This window comes from Rhodococcus sp. DMU1 (assembly GCF_012272955.1).
GTDB classification, from domain to species: Bacteria; Actinomycetota; Actinomycetes; order Mycobacteriales; family Mycobacteriaceae; genus Rhodococcus; species Rhodococcus aetherivorans.
In genome coordinates this window covers 5,163,277-5,183,011 of record NZ_CP050952.1, presented here as the reverse complement: position 1 = coordinate 5,183,011, position 19,735 = coordinate 5,163,277, and the positions used below count along the sequence as shown (strand labels likewise).

The following is a 19,735-nucleotide window of genomic DNA, read 5'->3' as shown; positions in this document are numbered from 1 at the left end:
GGGCGGCCCTGCCGTGGCGCGCCTCGCGATCCGAATCACATTCCGTGAAGGGAGGATTCGCGGAATCCGAGGGGTACCGGTCGATGCTGTGGAACGCCGTGCCGACGGACGTGCCGACGGGTCTCGACCGGATCATGTGCCCCGTCACCCTCGCGCAGGGCGTACTCGACGTCGTCGCCTCTGCGCAGACGGTGCGGTACGTCCCGCTGGTTCCCGGGGCGCGGTTCGTGCCGCTGTCGTGGGCCGGGCATGCGCCGCAGTCGGATGTCCCCGAGGCGATCGTCGACCTGGTCCGGCGGGCCGCGGCGGAGGCATGATTCCGGCGAGCGGGTGCCGGCTGCACTTCCGCTGGTGGTTCAGCCGATCCGGACGCCGTCCGTGACGACCCAGATTCCGTCGGCGCTCTCCCGGACGGGCCGGCGCAGCTGGAGCACCACGATGCTGCCGTCCACCCGGTTGGTCACCTCGACGGTGTGCGGGTCGGCCGCGCGTGCGTCGGTGTCGCTCCATCCGAATCGGTCCGCCACGAACGCCTGCGCGACGAGGGACGGATCCAGCCGCCACGGCTGGCTACCCTCGTCGACCGCGCGCTGAAGCGCTTCGGCCTCCTCCGGGGTGAGGTCTTCTCCGGGAAAGGACGACCCGGCCGGTGGCGTCGCGTCCTCGCTCGTCGCGGCCGGCGACGTCTCCGGCGAGGAGGACGCGGGGGCGCTCTCGGCCGTCGTCGCCGGTGCCGGTGCCGACGCGGGAACGGACGCGCTCGTGGTCGATTGCGCGCCCGGCGTGGTGTCGCCGTCGCCGCACGACGCGACCAATCCTACCGAGACAGCCACTGCAGCAACAGTTTTCGACAATCGTACCCGCACGGAATCCTCCTCGCAATCCGGTCACTGAGGCCGGGTGAACCGGAACTCCCACGGTTGCTGCCCGTTACCGGTCTGCACCCAGTGATCGTCCTCGATGTGCCGGAGCACCTCGGCGAGGCTTCGGTTCATCTCCGGCGCCCACGCCTCCTGCGGCGGGATGTCCCCCCACGTCCGGGGGACCGGGAAGGTGGGACCGACATAGCGGCGTTCCCCGTCCACCCGGCCGACGAACCGCTTGTACGCGTTGCCGTACTGCGAACTCAGCGTCGCGAGCAGGGAGGCCCACCACGACGTGCCGCCCGCGTCCTCCAGCTTCACGGTCAGCGTCTCCGCGTCCCCGGTTCCCGAGCTCTCGCCCATGTCTACTCCCCACCTCGTCCTTCGCGGTGTCCGTCACCGGCGACGGGAGTCGACCTTTTCTCGCTCACCAGCCCCTCGATGTGCTGGAAGAGGTCGTTCTCGCCCATGGGAAGGCTCCCTCGCCGTGGTCGTGCCCCGGGCATAGACGGTATCCGGGGCAGACAAACCCGTCCGCGTTTCGCGGTCCCACGGCTCGGGTACCTCGCAGCCATGAGTATCGAAGACGGTCCCGGCGACACGCTCAGCCCGAGCGAGGGCCTCGATTCCGACGAAGTCCGCAACGACGACGGCGACGAGGTCGTGGACCCGCCGGAGGGCTGGAGCGGGGCCGACCGGTTCGGCACCACGCAGCGGGAGGAGCAAGAAGGCGAGTCGCTGGACCAGCGCCTCGCCGAGGAGGAACCCGACGTGGCGCCCCCGGAGCCGCTCGAGCGGCCGGTTGCGGCCATGCCGGACGACGAGCTGACCGAGGACATCGTCGACGAGGTCTACGACGGCGGAGGCGACACAGCCGTCTACGACGGCGGAGGCGACACAGCCGTCTACGACGGCGGACGTAAGCACGCAGAGCTGGTCGAGGGTGTCATCGTCGAGGACTCGCGGGTCGATCGAGGTCAGATCGGCGGCAGCCCCGAGGACGGCGAGTCCCTCTTCCCGGTGGTCGAGTGAGATGGGCGCCGCCGGTGACGCGCAGGTGCCGACACGGAGGCGGTCCTGCCGTGGTAGGGGTGTCCGGAAGAGCGATCGATGCAATGATCATTTGTCATGAGTGACAACTCGGGAGTTGCAGGCAGGGGCGGGCTCACCGTCGGCTCGCGGGTGGTGGTGCGTCGTGGCGACGACAAGAGCCGACTGCCCGGAGTGGTGGTCGAGGACTATGCGAGCGAAGCCGCCCGGGCCGGCGAGCAGCTCGGGCGGGACTGGGCGCCGGTGCGCCGGTGGGCCGTCGCGCTGGACGACGGCCGGCTCGTCTTCGCCGACGACGACGAGGTCGAGGCGGAGCCGAAGAAGTCCTGACCGCTGTCCGTACGCCCCGGACCCTCGCGATCAACCCCGCCGGCGTGCCGGCCTTGGACGAACCGGACGCATCGAGAAGTGCGGTTGGCTCATGCCTGAATCTGCTAGGTTGATACCTAGCTGATCTAGGCATAGGAGTTCTATGTACCTCGACAAGGACCTGGTGGCGGCCTCGGCGACCCCGCTTGTGCTCGGAATCCTCGCCGACGGCGACTCCTACGGGTACGCCATCCTCAAACGAGTCAAGGATCTGTCCGGTGGACGGATCCAATGGACCGACGGAATGCTGTACCCGCTGCTGCATCGCCTGGAACGGTCCGGATACGTGTCGGCGTCGTGGGGAAGTTCCGACAGTGGGCGACGGCGCAAGCACTACGCGATCACCGACGCAGGCCGGAGCGTGCTCGCGGAACGGCGCAGTCAGTGGGACGTCGTGGCGGACGCGCTGGACCAGGTCTGGCGCTGCGCCGAGGTGCCCGCGACCCCCGCCGGAGGATGGTCGTGATGGACACCGATGCCGCGCTGGAGTCGCAGATCGGTCAGTGGCGCGTCTACGTCGAGCGTCGTCGCGCGATATCCGCCGCCGACGCCGACGAGATGGAAGACCACCTGCGTGACCAGATCTCGGATCTGTCCGCCGCCGGACTGGGGGCCGACGAGGCCTTCCTGGTCGCGGTCAAACGCATGGGCAGCGTGGACGACATCTCCCGCGAGTTCGCGCGGGAGCATTCCGAACGCCTGTGGAAGCAACTCGTGCTGATGCCCGCACCGGACGACGGTGCCACGCGGCCCACACGTGAGCTGTTCGTCGTGCTCGCGCTCGCCGTCGGCGCGGCGGTCGCCCTGAAGGCCGGACTGGCGACACTGGACGAGGGCGTCGTCGTGCGCAACGTCAGCCTGCTCGTGCTTCCGTTCCTCGCCGGGTACTTCGCCTGGAAGCGCCGCGTGACGCCCCGCGGCGCCGCGGCGCTGCTGGTGCCGTTCGCCCTGGTGGCGGTCGTGACGAACGCGTTTCCCTTCGTCCCGAACGGATCGACCGAGGTGATCGCCGCGATCCATGCCCCGATCGCCTTGTGGTTCGTCGTCGGCCTCGCCTACGTCGGAGGCGAGTGGCGGTCCGACCGGCGGTGGATGGACTTCGTCCGATTCACCGGCGAATGGGTCGTCTATCTCACCCTGCTCGCCCTCGGCGGCGGCGTCCTCGTGGGCCTGACGATCGGCGCGTTCGACGCGCTCGGCACGGATGCCGAGTGGGTCGTCGAGGAGTGGGTGCTGCCGTTCGGTGCGGCGGGCGCGGTCGTCGTCGCCGCCTGGCTCGTGGAGGCGAAGCAGAACGTGGTGGAGAACATCGCGCCCGTCCTCACCCGCGTGTTCACACCCCTCACAATCCTCATGTTGCTGGTGCTGCTCGCGGCGTTCGCGACGACCGGTAGCGTCGTCGACGTCGACCGAAACCTGTTGATCCTGATGGACCTCATCCTCGTCGTCGTCCTGGGGCTGCTGCTGTATGCGATCTCCGCCCGCGAACCTCACCTGCCGCCCGACCTGTTCGACCGTCTCCAGCTCGTCCTCGTCGTCCTCGCTCTCGCGGTCGACCTGCTCATGCTCACAGCCATGCTCACCCGGATCGCGGAGTTCGGCTTCACCCCCAACAAGGTGGCCGCTCTCGGGATGAACCTGGTCCTACTGGTCAATCTTGCCTGGTCGGCCCGGCTCGTCCTCGGGTTCGTCCGTGGCCGCCGCGGGTTCGGCTCCCTCGAACGCTGGCAGACCCGCTACCTGCCCGTCTTCGGCATCTGGGCGGCGCTGGTCGTCTGCCTCCTCCCGCCGATGTTCGACTTCGCGTGACCGTCGGTCACCGAACAACGGCAGTCGATCCGTCCATGCCTTTACAACCGGTCCGCAAGGCAGTAATTTGAACGATCGTTCGACCTAATCTGCTGCCTGCCGCCGATCGCCGGCCGAAAGGACCTCCGCATGAGCGCACCCGAGGACGTCGTACTCTCCCGCCGGGAAGGCCACGTCACGACGTGGACGATCAACCTGCCCGAGGCGCGCAATCCGATCTCCGGCGACGACGTCGTCGAGCGGCTGGTGCAGCTGGTGGAGGAGGCGAACGCGGACTACGAGACCCGCGTGGTGATCCTCACCGGCGCCGGCAGCGCGTTCTCGGCCGGCGGCAACGTCAAGGACATGGCCGACCGCGCCGGGATGTTCGGTGGTGCCCCGCATCAGCTGCGTGAGGGCTACCGTCGCGGAATCCAGCGGCTGCCCAAGGCGATCTACCACTGCGAGGTGCCGATCATCGCCGCCGTCAACGGACCCGCGGTCGGCGCCGGCTGCGACCTGGCCATGATGTGCGACATGCGGATCGCTTCGAGCACCGCATTCTTCGCCGAGAGCTTCGTCAAGCTCGGCATCATCCCCGGCGACGGCGGCGCGTGGCTGCTGCCCCGCGCCATCGGTGCGGCGCGGGCCGCGGAGATGGCCTTCACCGGCGACCGGGTCGACGCGGCGACCGCGCTGGACTGGGGCATGGTCTCCCGCGTCGTCGAACCCGAGCAGCTGCTGGTCACCGCGAACGAACTCGCCGCCCGCGTCGCGGTGAATCCGCCGCACGCGCTGCGCATGACCAAGAAGCTGATGCGCGAGGGGCAGCGCCAGGATCTCGACAGCATCCTCGAGCTCTCCGCCGCGTTCCAGGCCCTCTCGCACCACACCGCCGACCACGGTGAGGCACTCTCGGCGTTCCTCGAACGCCGCACCGGGAACTTCACCGGCAACTGACCGCCCCGGCCCCCGAGCCGCCGCACACAACGAAGGAGAGACGGCCGTGGAGCGGACGATCTTCACTCAGGAACACGACGAATTCCGTTCCATGCTGCGGGATTTCATCGACCGCGAGGTTCTGCCGCATCAGGCGGAGTGGGATGCGCTGGGCCGGCCGCCGCGCGAGTTCTTCCACCGTCTCGGTGAGCTCGGCGTCCTCGGTATCCAGGTGCCCGAGGAGTTCGGCGGCGGCGGCGAATCGAGCTTCAAGTACAACGCCATCGTGTTCGAGGAGGTGGCCCGGGCCGGCGTGTCGTTCGGTTCCTACACCGTGCACTCCTGCCTGATCCTGCCGTACCTGCTCGAGTACGGCAGCGACGAGCAGCGGAAGCGCTGGCTGCCGGACTTCGCGTCCGGCCGGATGATGACCGCCATCGCGATGACCGAGCCCGGCACCGGCTCGGACCTGGCCAACATCGCCACCACCGCCAAGCTGTCCGCCGACGGCTCGCACTACGTCGTCAACGGCGCGAAGACGTTCATCACCGGCGGCGTCACCGCCGACCTGGTCCTCACCGTCTGCCGGACGGCGCCGTTCGACCCGGAGGACCGCCGTGCCGGCCTGTCGATCCTCTGCGTGCCCACCGATGCCGAGGGGTTCTCCGTCGGTCGCAAGCTGGACAAGATCGGGCTGCACCAGCAGGACACCGCCGAGCTGTCGTACCAGGATGTGCGGGTTCCGGTGGAGAATCTCCTCGGCGAGGAGGGCAAGGCCTTCGGCTACCTCGCCCACAACCTGCCCCAGGAACGCCTGAGCATCGCGCTCAACCAGGTCGGCCAGGCCGCGGCCGCGATCGAGCATGCCGTCGCATACACCAAGGACCGCAAGGTGTTCGGCAAGCCGGTGGCCTCCTTCCAGAACACCAAGTTCGTTCTCGCGGAATGCTCCGCCGAGGTGCAGGCGGCGCGAGTCTTCGCCGACCACTGCCTCGAGCTGCTCGACCGGGGCGAGCTGTCGGTGGCGGACGCCGCCCGTGCCAAGCTGTACTGCACCGAGGTCGCCGGCCGCGTGATCGACAAGTGCCTGCAGTTGCACGGTGGCTACGGCTACATCACCGAATACCCGATCGCCCGCCTCTACGCCGACACCCGCGTCAGCCGGATCTACGGCGGCACCAGCGAAGTCATGAAGACGATCATCGCCAAGGACCTCGGCCTCTAGACGTCCCGGTGGGACCGGCAGAAGGAGCACGAATGTATCCAGGACGCTATGCCTCGATCACCCCGGACAAGCCGGCGGCGATCGAGGCGGCCACGGGGCGCGAGATCAGTTACCGCGAGCTCGAGGACCGTTCGGTGCAGTTCGCGCACTGGCTCCGCGCCCACGGCCTCGGCGCGGGCGACCACCTCGCCGTGCTGTCGGTCAACGACGTGACCGTCTTCGAACTGTACTGGGCTGCAGTGCGTTCCGGCATGTACGTGACGTTCGTGAACACGCATCTCGCCCCGCCCGAGGTCGCCTACATCGTGGACGATTGTGACGCCGCGGCTCTCGTGGTGTCCGCGCCGCTCGTGGACCTCGCGGTCGCCGTGGCCGGCGACACGCCGAAGGTGCGGCACCGCCTGGCGTTCGGCGGCGACGTTCCCGGCCACCTCGGATACGAGGCCGAGATCGCCGCGATGAGCACCACCGCGCCGGTCGACCAGCCCGGCGGGACGGACATGCTCTACTCGTCGGGCACGACCGGCCGGCCGAAGGGGATCAAGCCCGCGCTCAGCGGAGCGCAGGTCGGTGAGCAGGCGGCCTCCAACGCGGTCGGGCTGCTGCAGAGCTTCGGCTTCGACGACGACTGCGTGTACTACGCCCCGGCCCCGATCTACCATGCCGCGCCCCTGCGGTTCGGCGCCGCGGCGCAGGCACTCGGCGGCACGGCGATCGTCGCGGGCAGGTTCGACGCCGAGACCTGCCTCGCCGACCTCGAGCGCTACCGCGTGACCCACAGTCAGTGGGTGCCCACGCATTTCGTCCGGCTCCTGAAGCTGCCCGAGCAGGTCCGCGGCCGCTACGACCTGTCCGCGATGCGCGCCGCCATCCACTCCGCCGCGCCGTGCCCCGTCGAGGTCAAGCAGGCGATGATCGACTGGTGGGGCGAGGTGATCTACGAGTACTACTCGTCCACCGAATCCGTGGGCAGCACCATCGTCTCGCCGCAGGAATGGCTCCGGAAGCCCGGCACCGTCGGCCGCACCGGACACGGCCATGCCAGCCTCGCGCACATCTGTGCCGAGGACGGAACGGAGTTGCCGCACGGACAGATCGGGTTGATCTACTTCGAACGTCCCGGCTACAGCTTCGAGTATCACAACGACCCGGAGAAGACGGCCGAGTCCCGCAACCCGCTCCACCCCACCTGGGCGACGACCGGGGACATCGGATACCTGGACGAGGACGACTACCTCTTCCTCACCGACCGGGCGAAGTTCACCATCATCTCCGGCGGGGTGAACATCTATCCGCAGGAGATCGAGAACGCCCTCGCCTTGCACCCCAAGGTGTTCGACGTGGCAGTGATCGGTGTGCCGGATGCCGAGATGGGCGAATCGGTCAAGGCGGTCGTCCAGCCGGCGGCGGGCGTCGCCGGCGACGACGCGCTCGCCGCGGAGCTGATCGCCTACTGCCGCGACCGCATCGCCGGGTACAAGTGCCCGCGCAGCGTCGACTTCGTCGACGCGCTGCCCCGGACACCCACCGGCAAGCTCGTCAAGGGGGCGCTGCGCCCCGCGACCGCCGGAGGAAACGGATGAGTGTTCGACGGGGAACATACGCACGACAGGGCGACACCGTGGCGCCGTCGGAGCGGCAACGGGTGTTCATCGAGGCGGCGCGTCGCGAGTTCGTCCGCAACGGATACGGTGCGTCGTCGATCCGGACGATCGCCCAGGAGGCGGGCGTGAGCCTGTCGGCGCTGTACTACCACTACAAGAACAAGCAGGACCTGCTGCTGGCCATCCTCATCGACGGCGTGAACGCCTTCGACGCCATGTGCGACGAGGAGCTGTCACGCGTCGGTGACGACCCGGTGGAGCGGCTCCGGGCCCTGGTGGTCGCCCTGGTCCGGTTCCGGACCATCTGCCAGGAACAGAGCCTGATGATCGGCACCGAGGTTCGCAACCTGGAACCGGAGAACGCGGCCGTCTACGAGCAGCGGCGGCGTTCCGGAAACGAGTTGCTGGGCAGCATCATCGACGACGGGATGCGATCCGGAGCGTTCACCACCCCCTACCCGGAGGACTGTCGCCGCTCGATCCTGGCGATGACGACCTCGATCGCGAACTGGTACGACCCGGACGGTCCGGACACCCCCGCCGACATCGCGGCCCGGTACGGCGATCTGGCCCTGCTGTTGCTGCAGCCGCGACCCTGACCCCCTCACGGAAGAAGACGACCATGCGTACATCACTGGTACCGTCCGCCGGTGCCCCCGACCCGAGTCTCGCAGCGTTGCGGGCCGAGGTGCGCGCCTTCCTGCGCGAGCAGATCGAGGCCGGCGTGTTCACCCCGGGCGTGGACACCTGGCTCGCCCGCTGGAACACCGACTTCACCAAGGCCCTGGCCGCCCGCGGCTGGGTCGGCATGACCATCCCCACCGAGTACGGCGGGCACGGCCGCACCTTCATGGAGCGTTTCGTCGTCACCGAGGAACTCCTCGCGGTCGGCGCGCCGGTCGCCGCCCAGTGGGTGGCGGACCGGCAGGCCGCGCCCTCGCTGCTCAAGTACGGCACCGAGGAGCAGAAGCGACGGTTCCTTCCCGGCATCGCCCGCGGCGAGATCTGCTGGGCCATCGGCATGAGCGAGCCCGAGTCCGGATCCGACCTGGCGAGCGTGAAGACCAAGGCCGTGCAGGTCGACGGCGGCTGGCGCATCACCGGCACCAAGCTGTGGACCTCCGGCGCCCACCACGCCGACGCCTTCTTCGGGCTGGCCCGCTCCGCCCCGCTCGACCCGGCGCACCGGCACGCCGGGCTGAGCCAGTTCATCGTCCTGCTCGACTCGCCCGGCGTGGAGATCCGGCCCGTGCTGTCGATGTCCGGTGAGCACCACTTCAACGAGGTCGTCCTCGACGACGTGTTCGTGCCCGACGACCTCGTGCTCGGCACGATCGGCGACGGCTGGGCGCAGGTCACCTCCGAACTCGGCTACGAGCGCAGCGGCCCGGAACGCTTCATGTCCACCTTCGGTGTGCTCGCCGGCGCGGTGGACGAGGCCGCCGCCGGCCGCCTGCCGGCCGACCCCCGCATCGGCGCGTTCGTCGGCCGGATCTTCGGCCTGCACCACATGTCCCGCGGGGTGTCCGAGGCGCTGCAGCGGCACGAGAACGCGGAGGTCGCCGCCTCGGTGGTCAAGGTGCTCGGCACGCAGGCCGAGGGCGACATCGCCGACCTCGCCGACGAGCTGGCCGGCGAGAGCGACACCGCTGGTGACGAGTTCGCCGAGCTGGTGCGGTCGGGTGTCATGCAGCGTCCCGGATTCACCCTCCGAGGCGGCACGAGTGAGATTCTGCGCGGGGTCATCGCGCGGGGATTGGGGATGCGCTGATGAGCAACGCGACGAACGGCACGTCGACCGATAACGACGTGGAGATGCGCGAATTCGCGCAGATGCTCGAACAGGTCTTCGGCGAGCGCCGCGGCGACGATCACCGCCTCACCGGGCCGCTGCGCCTCGACCGCGAATTGTGGTCCACTCTGGTCGAACTCGGTCTCTCCCGGCTCACCGGTCCGGAGGCGGACGGGGGCAGCGAGGCGGGCTGGGCCGAGGCCGCATATCTGCTCGGCGCCGCGGGCGCCGGGGCCGCCGCAGTGCCGGTGGCCGAGAACGACCTCCTCGCGGGCTGGCTGCTGCAGCTGTCCGGCTGCAAGCGCGCGGTGACCGATCCGGCGGCGGCACGCACCGCCGCCGTGCTGACCGCCGACGGCTCGGCCCGGCACGTGCCGTGGGCCCGCGACGTCGACGCCGTGGTCGTGCTGTGGGAGGCGGACGGCACGTGGCGGGTCGCCGACGTCGCCCGCGCCGACGTCGAAGTCACCGAGGCGGTCGACGTCGCGTCCGAGCCGCGCGACCACATCCGTGTCGACGTCGCCGCGCTGTCCGGCGCCGAAGTTCCGGCGGGCACCGCGGAGGAGTTCCTGCGCCGGGGGGCGCTCGCCCGGGCTCTCGCGATGAGCGGCGCGATGGAGCGGGTGCTCGACCTGGTCGTCGAGCACACCACCACGCGTGTGCAGTTCGGCCGTGCCCTGGGCAAGTTCCAGGCCGTGCAGCACCTGGTATCGGACATCGCCGCCGAGGGCGCGCTCGCGCGTGCCGCCGCGCAGGCAGCCGTGACGATCGCCGAGGATTCCGGATTCGGCAGCGACGAAGCGGGATTCGCGATCGCTGCCGCGAAGTCCTGCGCGGGGCACGCCGCGTCGGTGGTCGTGCGCAACGCCCACCAGAGCCTCGGCGCGATCGGCTTCACCATGGAGCACGAGCTGCACCGGCACGCGAACCGGCTGCTGTCGTGGCGCAGGGAGTTCGGCTCCGTGCGGTTCTGGGACGAGGTGCTCACCGCGGCGGCCGTCGACGCCGGGTCCCGGGGGCTGTGGCCGTTGATCGCGGACGGCCGACCGGAATAGGGCATCCGCCGCGGCCCGCTGGACAGGTACCACCGGCCCGGTATGAACTGTGGGGTGACGGCGCGTGTTCCGGCGGTGCCGGACCGACGAGGAGAGGTGCGAGTGCAGGACGAGCAACAGCGCGTGCCCGGACCGGTGAATCTGCGAGATCTCGGCGGACTGCCGCTGACCGACGGCGGTCGCACCGCGCCCGGCGTGCTGTATCGGGGCGACGCCTGCTACACCGGCGACGTGGTGCGCGGCATCCTCTCCGACCGGCCGCCCACGACGGTGGTGGACCTGCGATCCGACGCCGAACGCGGGCACCGCGCCTTCACCTGGCCGGACGGCACGCACGTGCATCGCCTGTCGCTGCACGCGGACGCCGCGCCGGCCGGGCGCACCGGCCTCGGCCTCGCCGAACTCTACGGCCGGGTGTTCGACGTGGCCGCGCCGCTGTTCGCCGGGCTCGTGCCGGTCGTCGCGCGGGCCGCGGGCCCGGTCCTCGTGCACTGCACCGCCGGCAAGGACCGCACCGGTCTCGCGGTCGCCGTCCTGCTGCTCGCCGCGGGCGTGGAACCGCAGGCCGTCGTCGACGACTACGCCGCCACCGACACGAACATGCCCCTGCTCCTCCGTCGCTGGGAGGCCGTCGGGCTGCGCGTGGGCGGCTCGTTCCCGGGCGGCGACCGGGCGGTGCCGTCCGACCTGTTCCGCGCCCCGGCCGAGGCGATCTCCCCGATCGTCGAACGCCTCGTCGCGCATCCCGGAGGGCCGGGGGCGTGGCTGATCGACCACGGGGCGGGGGAGGACGAGGTGCGGCGGTGGCGCGCACGTGCCCGAGGAGAAGACGTGGCTGCAACGGTATACGGAGACAGGAAGGCACCGACGCGATGAGCGAGAACAGCGAGCCGAAAGCCGGGGGATCGGCGGGACTGCCGCTGGAAGGCATCACCGTCGTCAGCCTCGAGCAGGCGGTCGCCGCCCCCATCGCGACCCGCCATCTCGCCGATCTCGGCGCCCGCGTCATCAAGGTCGAACGCATCGGGGAGGGCGACTTCGCCCGCAACTACGACGCCGCCGTGCACGGGCTGGCATCGCATTTCGTGTGGCTCAACCGCGGCAAGGAGTCGATCTGCGTCGACCTCAAGGCCACCGAGGGCGTCGCCGCGGTGCGCCGGCTCGTCGGCGAGGCCGACGTGGTGATCCAGAACTTCGCGCCCGGCGCGGCGGCGCGGCTCGGGCTCGGCGCCGACGAGCTGCGGCGCGAGCGGCCCGAGCTGATCGTGGTGAACATGACCGGTTACGGCACCGAAGGCCCGCTGCGCGAGCGCAAGGCCTACGACATGCTGGTCCAGGCCGAGACCGGGCTGTGCTCGATCACCGGCACCCCGGAGACCGCCACCAAGACCGGCATCCCGACCTCCGACATCGCGGCCGGCATGTACGCGCTCACCTCGATCCAGGCGGCGCTGTTCCGGCGCGAACGCACCGGCGCGGGGGCGACGATCGACGTGTCGATGTTCGACGCGACCGTCGAGTGGCTCGGCCACCCGATGTACCTGCAGATGTACCAGGACACGCAGGTGCAGCGGATGGGGCTGAGCCACGCGTCGATCGCGCCCTACGACGCGTACCCGACCGTCGACGGAAAGATCCTCATCGGCGTGCAGAACGACCGGGGCTGGCGGGCGCTGGTCACCGAGGTGTTCGGCCGCCCGGATCTCGCCGGGCACCCGAAGTTCGCGACGAACATCCTGCGGGTGCAGCACCGCGCCGAGACCGACGCGGTCGTCGCCGAGAACACACGCCGCTTCGAGACCGCCGAACTGGACAAGCGTCTCGCCGCGGCCGGTGTTCCGGCCGCCCGCCTGAACGACATGAAGCACCTGATCGAGCATCCCCAGCTCGCCGAGCGCGACCGCTGGCGGGAGGTCGGCACCGAGGCCGGCGCGGTGCGGGCGGTGCTGCCGCCCATGACCTTCTCCGATGTCGAGATGCGCATGGGTGCGGTACCGGCGCTGGGACAGCACACCGACGCGGTGCTCGTCGAACTCGGCCTCACCGACGAGCAGGTCGCCGGGCTGCGTGCCGCCGGCATCGTGCAGTAGCCGGTAGTCGTCCAGCGCAGTACCCGAACCCGAAGGAGCCCGACGTGCCCCAGCTGCTGCAGCTCGATTCGTCCGCGAACCTGCAGACGTCCGTCACGCGCGAACTGACCCGCCTGTTCGCCGACACGTGGCGCCGCCGCGGACCCGACTACACCGTGGTCGAGCGGGACCTGCACCGAGACCCGGTCCCGCATCTCGCGGACGCGGAACTGCACTATGCGCCCCGGCTGCGGGTTTCCGGCGTCGCCGTCGATCCTGCGGCCGAGGCGGTGCAGACCGAGCTGATCGCCGAGGTCGCCGCCGCCGACGTCGTCGTGATCGGCGCCCCGATGTACAACTGGTCGCTGCCGTCGACGCTGAAGGCGTGGATCGACCACGTCCACGTGCTCGGCACCACCGTGCCGTTCGACACGCCGGACCAGCCGTTCGCGGGCACGCCCGTCGTGGTGATCTCGAGCCGTGGGCTGGCCTACGGGCCCGGCGATCCGGACGAGGGCCTCGACCACACCGTGCCGCCGCTGCAGCAGGTGCTCGGCACGTCACTGGGCATGGACGTCACGGTCGTGACCGCCGAATACACTCTCGCGTCCCGTATTCCGGCGCTGGCGCCGATGAACGAGCGCTCCACGGCGAGCCTGGACGCGGCGCGCGAGCGGGTGCAACGGCTCGCGCACGACCTCGGCGCGTGACCGGCGCGGCCGGTCCTCCCGTTGGTTCTCAGGCGAATTCGGCGTCGGCTCCGACCGCTTCAAGGTAATCCGCGCCAGGGACGCCGAGTTCGCCTGGTAGCCGGTCAAGCTCCACATGGAGGCGGCCGGGGCGAGCAGCTCGGCCTGCTGCACCGAGCCCGCGGGTGCGCGGGCAGTCAGGTCGTCGAAGACCTGTGCGACCTGCGGGAGACGGCCCGGGTCCTTCCGCCGTTCGCATCTGCCCTGGGAGATGCGCCGGTTCTGGGCCGATCGGGCTCCCCACCACGATCCCTTCGTTCGGTCCTGCCGCGCCGCGCTCGAGCGGACGCTGTCGATGTGATGCGTCCACATCGCGGGTCGCTCGTCAGAAGAGTCAAGTTCCCCACCCAGGGGAGCGCGTCTCGGAAGGACCCTCAGATGATGACCAGCCGTGTCCACATCGCGCTCGACGTCGACGACACCAACGCATCGCCCCTCCCTGCTGGGGTGCCCCACCGTCCTGGCCGGCGACATCGCGGCGCGCCGGCGGTGCACGTGCCCGGCACCGGTTCGGAGGCGTGAGATGAACACCCCTGCAGTAGTTGTGGAAGATCTCCATGTCGCCTACGACAAGACGTGGGCGCTCGACGGCCTCGACCTCGAGGTGGGGGCGGGCACGACGCTCGGCGTGCTCGGCCACAACGGCGCCGGTAAGACGACCTTGATTCGCGTGCTCACCACGCTGGTGCGGCCGACCGTCGGCCGGGCGCTGGTCGAGGGCCTCGACGTCGTCACCGATGCGATGGACGTCCGCCGCCGGATCGGGGTCACCGGCCAGTACGCCGGCCTCGACGAGTTCCTCACTACCCGAGAGAATGTGGAACTGATCGGCCGCCTCGCCGGCCTGCGTGGTCGGGCACGGGCTCGGGCCGATACCCTGATCGACCGGCTCGGATTGCACGACCTAGCGTCGCGGCGGGTCGGTGAGCTCTCCGGCGGTTCACGACGTCGGGTCGACCTGGCCGCCAGCCTGGTCGGATCTCCGTCGGTACTGTTCCTCGACGAGCCGACCACCGGCCTGGATCCCATCGCCCGCAGCGCGCTGTGGGACGTCGTCGACGAACTCACCACCAACGGCACCACCGTCGTGCTCACGACCCAGTACCTCGAAGAGGCCGACCGGCTTGCCGACCACATTGTCGTGCTCAGCCAGGGGCGGGTCGCCGCCCGCGGCACTCCCGCCGAGCTGAAGCGGATTGTCGGCGGCAAGGTGGTGACCGCCACGATCCCCACGCACCAGCTCGGCGACCTGCCGTTCCGCCCCGACGCCGAAAATCCCGTCGAGGACGGCCGGGTCCGTGTCGCACTCACCGTGGGCGACGCGATGACCGCTGCCGAACTCGTCGCCCAGCTCACCCGGGACCGCGTCGGCATCAGCGACCTCGATGTCACCTCGCCCAGCCTCGACGACGTCTTCACCCACCTCACCCACAACGGAGCCACCCGATGAACGCCATGCTCACCACCGGACCCGGGCGCTCACCCGCCGCGGACCAGCTCGCCGCCCTCGTGGTCCGCAATCTGCGCACGAGTGCCCGCGTCCCGCAGTTGCTGATGTTCTCGCTGACCATGCCGATGGCGATGTTGGTCCTGTTCAGTCAGGTGTTCCGCAGTGTGGCGGCCGGACCCGGCTTCCCTCCCGGGGTCAGCTACATCGACTTCCTCACCCCCGCCATGCTGGCAGTCTCCACCGTGATGGCCGGCACCAACGCGGGGGTGTCCGCGGCGATCGATCACACCAACGGCCTGCACGATCGCTTCGCCGCGCTACCCATGCGGGGGGCGCTGCCCGGTGTGGCGCGCACGCTCAACGAAGCCGCATTCACGCTCGCCCGGGCCGCGCTCCTCGGTGTCGCCGCCGTCGTACTCGGATTCGAGTTCCGTGGCACCGTCGTCGACGCCCTGGCCGGGATCGTCGTTCTCGCCGTGCTGGCCGCGGCGATGAGTGCTCTGTTCGGGCTCATCGGTGACCGACTCCGCCGTCCCGACGTGGTGCAGTTCGCCGGGATGATGGTGATGATGCCGCTGATGTTCGTCTCGAGCGCCTTCGCCCCGATCGAGACCATGCCCGGTTGGATGCAGGCCGCCGCGACGCTCAACCCGGTCGCGCACGCCACCGATGCCCTGCGCGGCCACGAGCTCGGCACCGCCACGTTCGGCGACACGGCCACTGCCGTCGTCGCCGCGGTCGCGCTGGGGGCGGTGGTGACGCTCCTGCCCGGCATCGCGCGCCGGGTGCGCGCATTGGTCGCGCGTTGAGGCAGCCCACCTGGGCGGTGCGCCGCGCTGGAGACGAAGATCGCGACCCACCGGGACGACCTCGTCGTGCAGCGCGGACGCACTCCTCGACTAGCGAACAGGTATTCATGACGGTGGTGCGGGCGTGACCCGCGAACGGGTGCAGCAGCCCGGGCAGGGCCTCGTCCGACCGGGCCCGGGCTCAGCGGCGATACCGGATCTCGCCGCGGATCACGGTGCAGCGCACTGCTTCCGCGGTCGGCTCCGCAAGCGCATCGGTGAGCGGGTGGTCGAGCAGCACCAGATCCGCCGGCGCGCCCACCCGCACCCTGCGCGGCTCGGCGCCGGGGTCGTCGAGGGGGGACAGGTAGCGGTCGAGGGCGGCGGCGGCGGTGATCCGCTCCTGTGGACCGACGACGTCGCCGGTGGGGGCGCGACGGTTCGTCGCGGCCGCGATCACCGCCCACGGGTCGAGCGGCCCGTACGGGGCGTCGCTCGACAGGGCGACGGGCACGCCGCCGTCGAGCAGGGACCGGCAGCGGTACAGGTCCGGCAGATCCCGGGTATCGACCCGCTCGAGGTAGTCGTCGCCGCGGTGCGCGAGGAAGCCGGGCTGGGTCACCACGCACACCCGGCGACGACGCAGCTCGCCGATCGACTCGGCCGGGACCAGCGCCCCGTGCTCGATCCGGTCTCCGGGACGGGTGCCGGCCTCCTCGAACACCGCGAGCAGCAACAGCAGCGCCTCGCGGCTGACGCAGTGCACCGCCACCGGCCGGCCGCGGGCGTGGGCGCGACGGACGGTGCCGGCCAGGGCCTCGAAGTCGGGCAGTCCCGAGTCGGCGAGAACGATCTTGTACGGGCCGGTCGTCACGGTCGCCGGTCGATCCTCGGGTTCGTCGCCGAGGGGCACCCCCAGCAGGTGCACTCGCTGTGGCAGCGCGCCGGAGACGTGTGCGTCGATCAGCGCGGCCAGCGAGCCCGGCGCCAGATCGGGGGTGGCGTCGGTGATCCCGGTGATCCCGAGGCGGGTCAGGTCCGCGCCCACGGCATCGAGCGGGGGCGGCCCGGTGGCGGGCAGCCGCTCGCGCAGCCAGGCATCCGCCCGCCACACCCGCCCGGTGGGGCGACCGGCGTCGTCGCGCTCCACCCCGGGATGGTCGGCCGAGTCCAGTCCGGCCAGGGTCGTCGCCGCCGAGTTGAGCACCCACATCGCGCCGCTGCGGTGCTGCACCCGCACCGGCCGCCGCGCGTGCAGCCGGTCCAGCGCCGCGGCGTCGAGCAGGCCCGCGACCGTCTCGACGTAGCCGACGCCGCGGACCCAGCCGTCGCCGGGCGCGGCGTCCAGCGCCCGGGCCAGGTCGCCGGGTGTGCGCACGTGCGGGGGCCCGCACCGGACCGAGGTGGCGTCCGCGGCGATCGCGTGCAGGTGCAGGTGGTGATCGTGCAGTCCCGGCAGCAGCGCCCCACCGCGGCCGTCGATCACCTCGCCCTCGGTTTCGAGGCCGACCCCGATCGCCGTGATCCGGCCGTCGCGGACCGCGACGTCGCACCGGCCGGCCGGCAGCGCGACGTCGCGCAGCAGCAGGCCGGTCACCGCGCCGACCCCAGTTCGGCGAGCACCGCGGCGGTGTCGCGACCCGGTTCGGCGACGTCGCCGCGCGGGGCGCGTGGTTGCGGCGTCTCGATCTGCGCGGTGCCCGTCGCGGTGTCGACGTACCACTCGTGGCCTCGTCGGTATGCCTGCGCCGCAGCGGTTTCGGCTCCGTCCAGGGTGGCGGCCACCGTCGCCGACATCGAGATGTCCCACAACACCCCGTCACCGTCGCCGGGTGTGGACATCGCCAGCGCCGCCGCGGTCAGACCCGTGAGTGGATCGGCGATCGCGTCGCCGACGAACATCGGCCCGTCGCCGTCGCGGGCGACCAGTCCCGCGGCCGCGGCGATGTCGTCGCCGAAACCGATCCGGTTCGAGGCGCGTCCGTGCGCGGTGATCGAGATCCAGGTCCCGCCGGTGGCGACGAATTCGTCTGCGTGCAGGCCGAATCCGGCCAGCGCGCGCGGGCGGGACGCCTCGATCACGATGTCGGCGGCCGCGACGAGCGCAGCGAGGGCTGCGCGCTCGTGGGGGAGGGCGGGATCGAGGGTCACGGCCTCGTGGCCGCCGTGCAGCAGGCGATAGAAGTCGGGATTGCCGCGGCGGGCGCCGTCCGGCCGGGACGGTGTCTCCACCTTGATCACCCGCGCGCCGGCCAGACTGAGCAGGTGCGCGCACAGCGGTCCCGCCCACAGCGCACTGAAGTCGACGACGAGCAACCCGTCGACGGGGCGCGGCGCCAGCGGTCGCAGGGGGGCAGGAGCGTGCGCAGGGGTGACGGGTCCGGCCGCGACGCCGAGCAGGTCGGCGCGCTCGGCCAGGTCGGCGCCGGTGTGCTCGCGCAGCCAGGCCTCGACCGCGGGCCACGGGTCGTCCCCGACGTCGGCGCCGACGAGGGCGCCGAGCAGCAGGGGATCGTCGGGCCGGGCGCAGGAGACGGCAGCCCAGCCGTCGGCCGTCGGCAGCAGCCGGCACGAACCGCCGGCCGACGTCGCGCCGCCGCGGCGATGCCCGGTGAAGGAGGCGCGCTCGGCGAGCATGCGCGCCCCGTCGAGCTGCACCGCTCCGCCGGTGACGTCGGCGATCCAGGCGGTGCGTTCCCGCGCGGCGGTCGCCGCGCGACCGGGGGGAATCAGGGGTGGCCCGTCGGGACGGCCGGTGAGAGAAGCGATTCCGCTCTCGGCCCAGTCCCGCACCACATCCGGGCGCGCGGAGGTCGACACGCTGCCGATGCTACAGTCCGCGAAACGACCTCAGGACGGCGGACATGGGCACAGGCGTACGAACCCTCACGGTGGCGGACCTCGCGGGCGGCGCCGCGGACACACCGGTTCTCGGCGACGGCGCCGCCCTGTGCGAACCCGTGCTGATCGTCGACCTCGACGACGCCGACGCATCGATGGTCGAGGCCGTGGCCGCCCGGGTGCCGGCACTGGATCGGTTGCTCGTCGGGCGCTGCACTGGCGCCGTCCCGGCCGCCCTGGCGCCGCTGACCGCCGCGCTGGACCTCACGTACGTCGCGGGGCCCGATCCGGCGGACCGGGCGGTGGTCGGCACCGAGGACGTCGACGCGGCGCTCGCCGAGTTCGTCCGGGCGATGGGGCGGTATCCGCAGTCGGCCCTCGTCGCCGGGCAGGTGCTGCGGATCACCGAGGCGCTGCCGGTGCCCGAGGCGATCGACGTCGAATCGCTCGCCTACTCCACCCTGCAGGGCGGCGCCGAGTTCGGTGGCTGGCTCGACGAGCGTCGCAGGCTCGGGCGGCCGCTGCCGCCGCCGCCCGTCGCGGATCCGGTGCTGATCCACCGCGACGGCGACACCCTGCACCTCACCCTCAACCGGCCCGAACGCCGCAACGCCTACGGCACCGCGCTGCGCGACGCCCTGGTCGAGGCGCTGCGCCTGCCGCTGCTCGACGACACCGTCGCGCGGGTGGTGCTCGACGGCGCCGGGCCGTCGTTCTGCGCCGGCGGTGACCTCGACGAGTTCGGCCACACCCCGGACACCGCGACCGCGCACCTGATCCGCACCCGCGGCGGCGCCGGACGGCTGATCGCCGCGCTCGCGGACCGCACCGAGGTGCGCGTGCACGGGCACTGCGTCGGCGCCGGCATCGAGGTCCCGGCGTTCGCACACCGGATCGTCGCTGCCCCCGACACGCTCTTCCGGCTGCCGGAGGTGACGATGGGCCTGATCCCCGGCGCGGGCGGCACCGTGAGCGTGCCCCGCCGCATCGGCCGCTGGCGCGCGCTGCACCTGTTCGTCACCGGCGTCGCGCTCGAGGCACCGCGGGCGCTCGCGTGGGGGCTGATCGACGAGATCGCCGTCCGCGGGGAGTGAGCGAAGGGGAGTGAGCGAATGTATCGCCCACTCGATCAGATCGAGTGGGCGATACATTC

22 protein-coding genes are annotated in these 19,735 nt (G+C 71.2%); 18 read left to right on the top strand and 4 right to left on the bottom strand.

Going from position 1 to position 19,735, the window contains the following annotated elements:
- Positions 1-44: 44 nt before the first annotated feature.
- Complete coding sequence (locus tag HFP48_RS23595; RefSeq protein WP_231772418.1) at positions 45-317, top strand: alpha/beta hydrolase; 273 nt, start codon at positions 45-47, stop codon at positions 315-317.
- Between the two features lie 39 nt (positions 318-356).
- Here the strand turns inward: HFP48_RS23595 and HFP48_RS23590 are convergent, their stop codons facing one another.
- Together HFP48_RS23590 and HFP48_RS23585 are read right to left on the bottom strand one after the other, a co-directional pair.
- The gene (locus tag HFP48_RS23590) at positions 357-833 is read right to left on the bottom strand and encodes a hypothetical protein (protein WP_050035944.1); all 477 of its coding nucleotides are present in this window, start codon (positions 831-833) and stop codon (positions 357-359) included.
- Positions 834-887: 54 nt separating this feature from the next.
- Entirely contained in the window at positions 888-1,226 is a 339-nt protein-coding gene (locus HFP48_RS23585; protein ID WP_168580136.1) for a hypothetical protein, read from the bottom strand.
- Between the two features lie 210 nt (positions 1,227-1,436).
- Here HFP48_RS23585 and HFP48_RS23580 point away from each other — a divergent pair, with 210 nt between their 5' ends.
- From HFP48_RS23580 to HFP48_RS23505, 16 genes are all read left to right on the top strand, one after another.
- On the top strand, positions 1,437-1,895 hold the full coding sequence (locus HFP48_RS23580; protein ID WP_168580135.1) for a hypothetical protein: 459 nt from the start codon (positions 1,437-1,439) through the stop codon (positions 1,893-1,895).
- 96 nt (positions 1,896-1,991) lie between these two features.
- A complete protein-coding gene (locus HFP48_RS23575) occupies positions 1,992-2,243 on the top strand; it encodes a hypothetical protein (protein ID WP_006947358.1) in 252 nt (83 codons plus the stop codon).
- Positions 2,244-2,385: 142 nt separating this feature from the next.
- A complete protein-coding gene (locus HFP48_RS23570; RefSeq protein ID WP_006947362.1) occupies positions 2,386-2,748 on the top strand; it encodes a PadR family transcriptional regulator in 363 nt (120 codons plus the stop codon).
- Positions 2,748-4,091: a permease prefix domain 1-containing protein gene (locus tag HFP48_RS23565; protein ID WP_065922056.1), complete on the top strand. Its 1,344-nt coding sequence runs from the start codon at positions 2,748-2,750 to the stop codon at positions 4,089-4,091. Before HFP48_RS23570 ends, HFP48_RS23565 begins: the two co-directional genes overlap by 1 nt.
- 129 nt (positions 4,092-4,220) lie before the next feature.
- Positions 4,221-5,030: a crotonase/enoyl-CoA hydratase family protein gene (locus tag HFP48_RS23560; protein WP_006947364.1), complete on the top strand. Its 810-nt coding sequence runs from the start codon at positions 4,221-4,223 to the stop codon at positions 5,028-5,030.
- A 46-nt stretch (positions 5,031-5,076) separates the two neighbouring features.
- The gene (locus HFP48_RS23555) at positions 5,077-6,234 is read left to right on the top strand and encodes an acyl-CoA dehydrogenase family protein (RefSeq protein ID WP_029546232.1); all 1,158 of its coding nucleotides are present in this window, start codon (positions 5,077-5,079) and stop codon (positions 6,232-6,234) included.
- A gap of 32 nt (positions 6,235-6,266) precedes the next feature.
- On the top strand, positions 6,267-7,817 hold the full coding sequence (locus HFP48_RS23550) for an acyl-CoA synthetase (protein ID WP_029546230.1): 1,551 nt from the start codon (positions 6,267-6,269) through the stop codon (positions 7,815-7,817).
- Entirely contained in the window at positions 7,814-8,437 is a 624-nt protein-coding gene (locus HFP48_RS23545) for a TetR/AcrR family transcriptional regulator (protein ID WP_043802744.1), read from the top strand. The genes HFP48_RS23550 and HFP48_RS23545 overlap by 4 nt, the downstream gene beginning before the upstream one ends.
- A gap of 23 nt (positions 8,438-8,460) precedes the next feature.
- Positions 8,461-9,609 carry an acyl-CoA dehydrogenase family protein gene (locus tag HFP48_RS23540; protein ID WP_006947369.1) on the top strand — a complete coding sequence of 383 codons (1,149 nt, stop codon included), beginning with the start codon at positions 8,461-8,463 and terminating at the stop codon, positions 9,607-9,609.
- Positions 9,609-10,685 (top strand): acyl-CoA dehydrogenase, encoded by a 1,077-nt coding sequence (locus HFP48_RS23535; RefSeq protein WP_043802741.1) that lies wholly within the window; start codon positions 9,609-9,611, stop codon positions 10,683-10,685. Before HFP48_RS23540 ends, HFP48_RS23535 begins: the two co-directional genes overlap by 1 nt.
- A 96-nt stretch (positions 10,686-10,781) precedes the next feature.
- Complete coding sequence (locus HFP48_RS23530; RefSeq protein WP_168580134.1) at positions 10,782-11,561, top strand: tyrosine-protein phosphatase; 780 nt, start codon at positions 10,782-10,784, stop codon at positions 11,559-11,561.
- Positions 11,558-12,775 (top strand): CaiB/BaiF CoA-transferase family protein, encoded by a 1,218-nt coding sequence (locus HFP48_RS23525; protein WP_168580133.1) that lies wholly within the window; start codon positions 11,558-11,560, stop codon positions 12,773-12,775. Before HFP48_RS23530 ends, HFP48_RS23525 begins: the two co-directional genes overlap by 4 nt.
- A gap of 44 nt (positions 12,776-12,819) precedes the next feature.
- Complete coding sequence (locus HFP48_RS23520; protein WP_168580132.1) at positions 12,820-13,464, top strand: NAD(P)H-dependent oxidoreductase; 645 nt, start codon at positions 12,820-12,822, stop codon at positions 13,462-13,464.
- A gap of 417 nt (positions 13,465-13,881) precedes the next feature.
- Positions 13,882-14,025: a hypothetical protein gene (locus tag HFP48_RS23515; protein ID WP_168580131.1), complete on the top strand. Its 144-nt coding sequence runs from the start codon at positions 13,882-13,884 to the stop codon at positions 14,023-14,025.
- A 1-nt stretch (position 14,026) separates the two neighbouring features.
- On the top strand, positions 14,027-14,953 hold the full coding sequence (locus HFP48_RS23510; protein ID WP_050035939.1) for an ATP-binding cassette domain-containing protein: 927 nt from the start codon (positions 14,027-14,029) through the stop codon (positions 14,951-14,953).
- Entirely contained in the window at positions 14,950-15,762 is an 813-nt protein-coding gene (locus HFP48_RS23505; protein ID WP_050035938.1) for an ABC transporter permease, read from the top strand. The genes HFP48_RS23510 and HFP48_RS23505 overlap by 4 nt, the downstream gene beginning before the upstream one ends.
- A 181-nt stretch (positions 15,763-15,943) precedes the next feature.
- Here HFP48_RS23505 and HFP48_RS23500 read toward each other — a convergent pair whose 3' ends face one another.
- Complete coding sequence (locus HFP48_RS23500) at positions 15,944-17,338, bottom strand: amidohydrolase family protein (protein WP_168580130.1); 1,395 nt, start codon at positions 17,336-17,338, stop codon at positions 15,944-15,946.
- On the bottom strand, positions 17,335-18,561 hold the full coding sequence (locus HFP48_RS23495; RefSeq protein ID WP_050035936.1) for a CoA transferase: 1,227 nt from the start codon (positions 18,559-18,561) through the stop codon (positions 17,335-17,337). Before HFP48_RS23495 ends, HFP48_RS23500 begins: the two co-directional genes overlap by 4 nt.
- A 44-nt stretch (positions 18,562-18,605) precedes the next feature.
- Between HFP48_RS23495 and HFP48_RS23490 the strand changes: the two genes are divergently transcribed.
- The gene (locus HFP48_RS23490; protein WP_050035935.1) at positions 18,606-19,676 is read left to right on the top strand and encodes an enoyl-CoA hydratase/isomerase family protein; all 1,071 of its coding nucleotides are present in this window, start codon (positions 18,606-18,608) and stop codon (positions 19,674-19,676) included.
- The last annotated feature ends 59 nt before the right edge of the window (positions 19,677-19,735 follow it).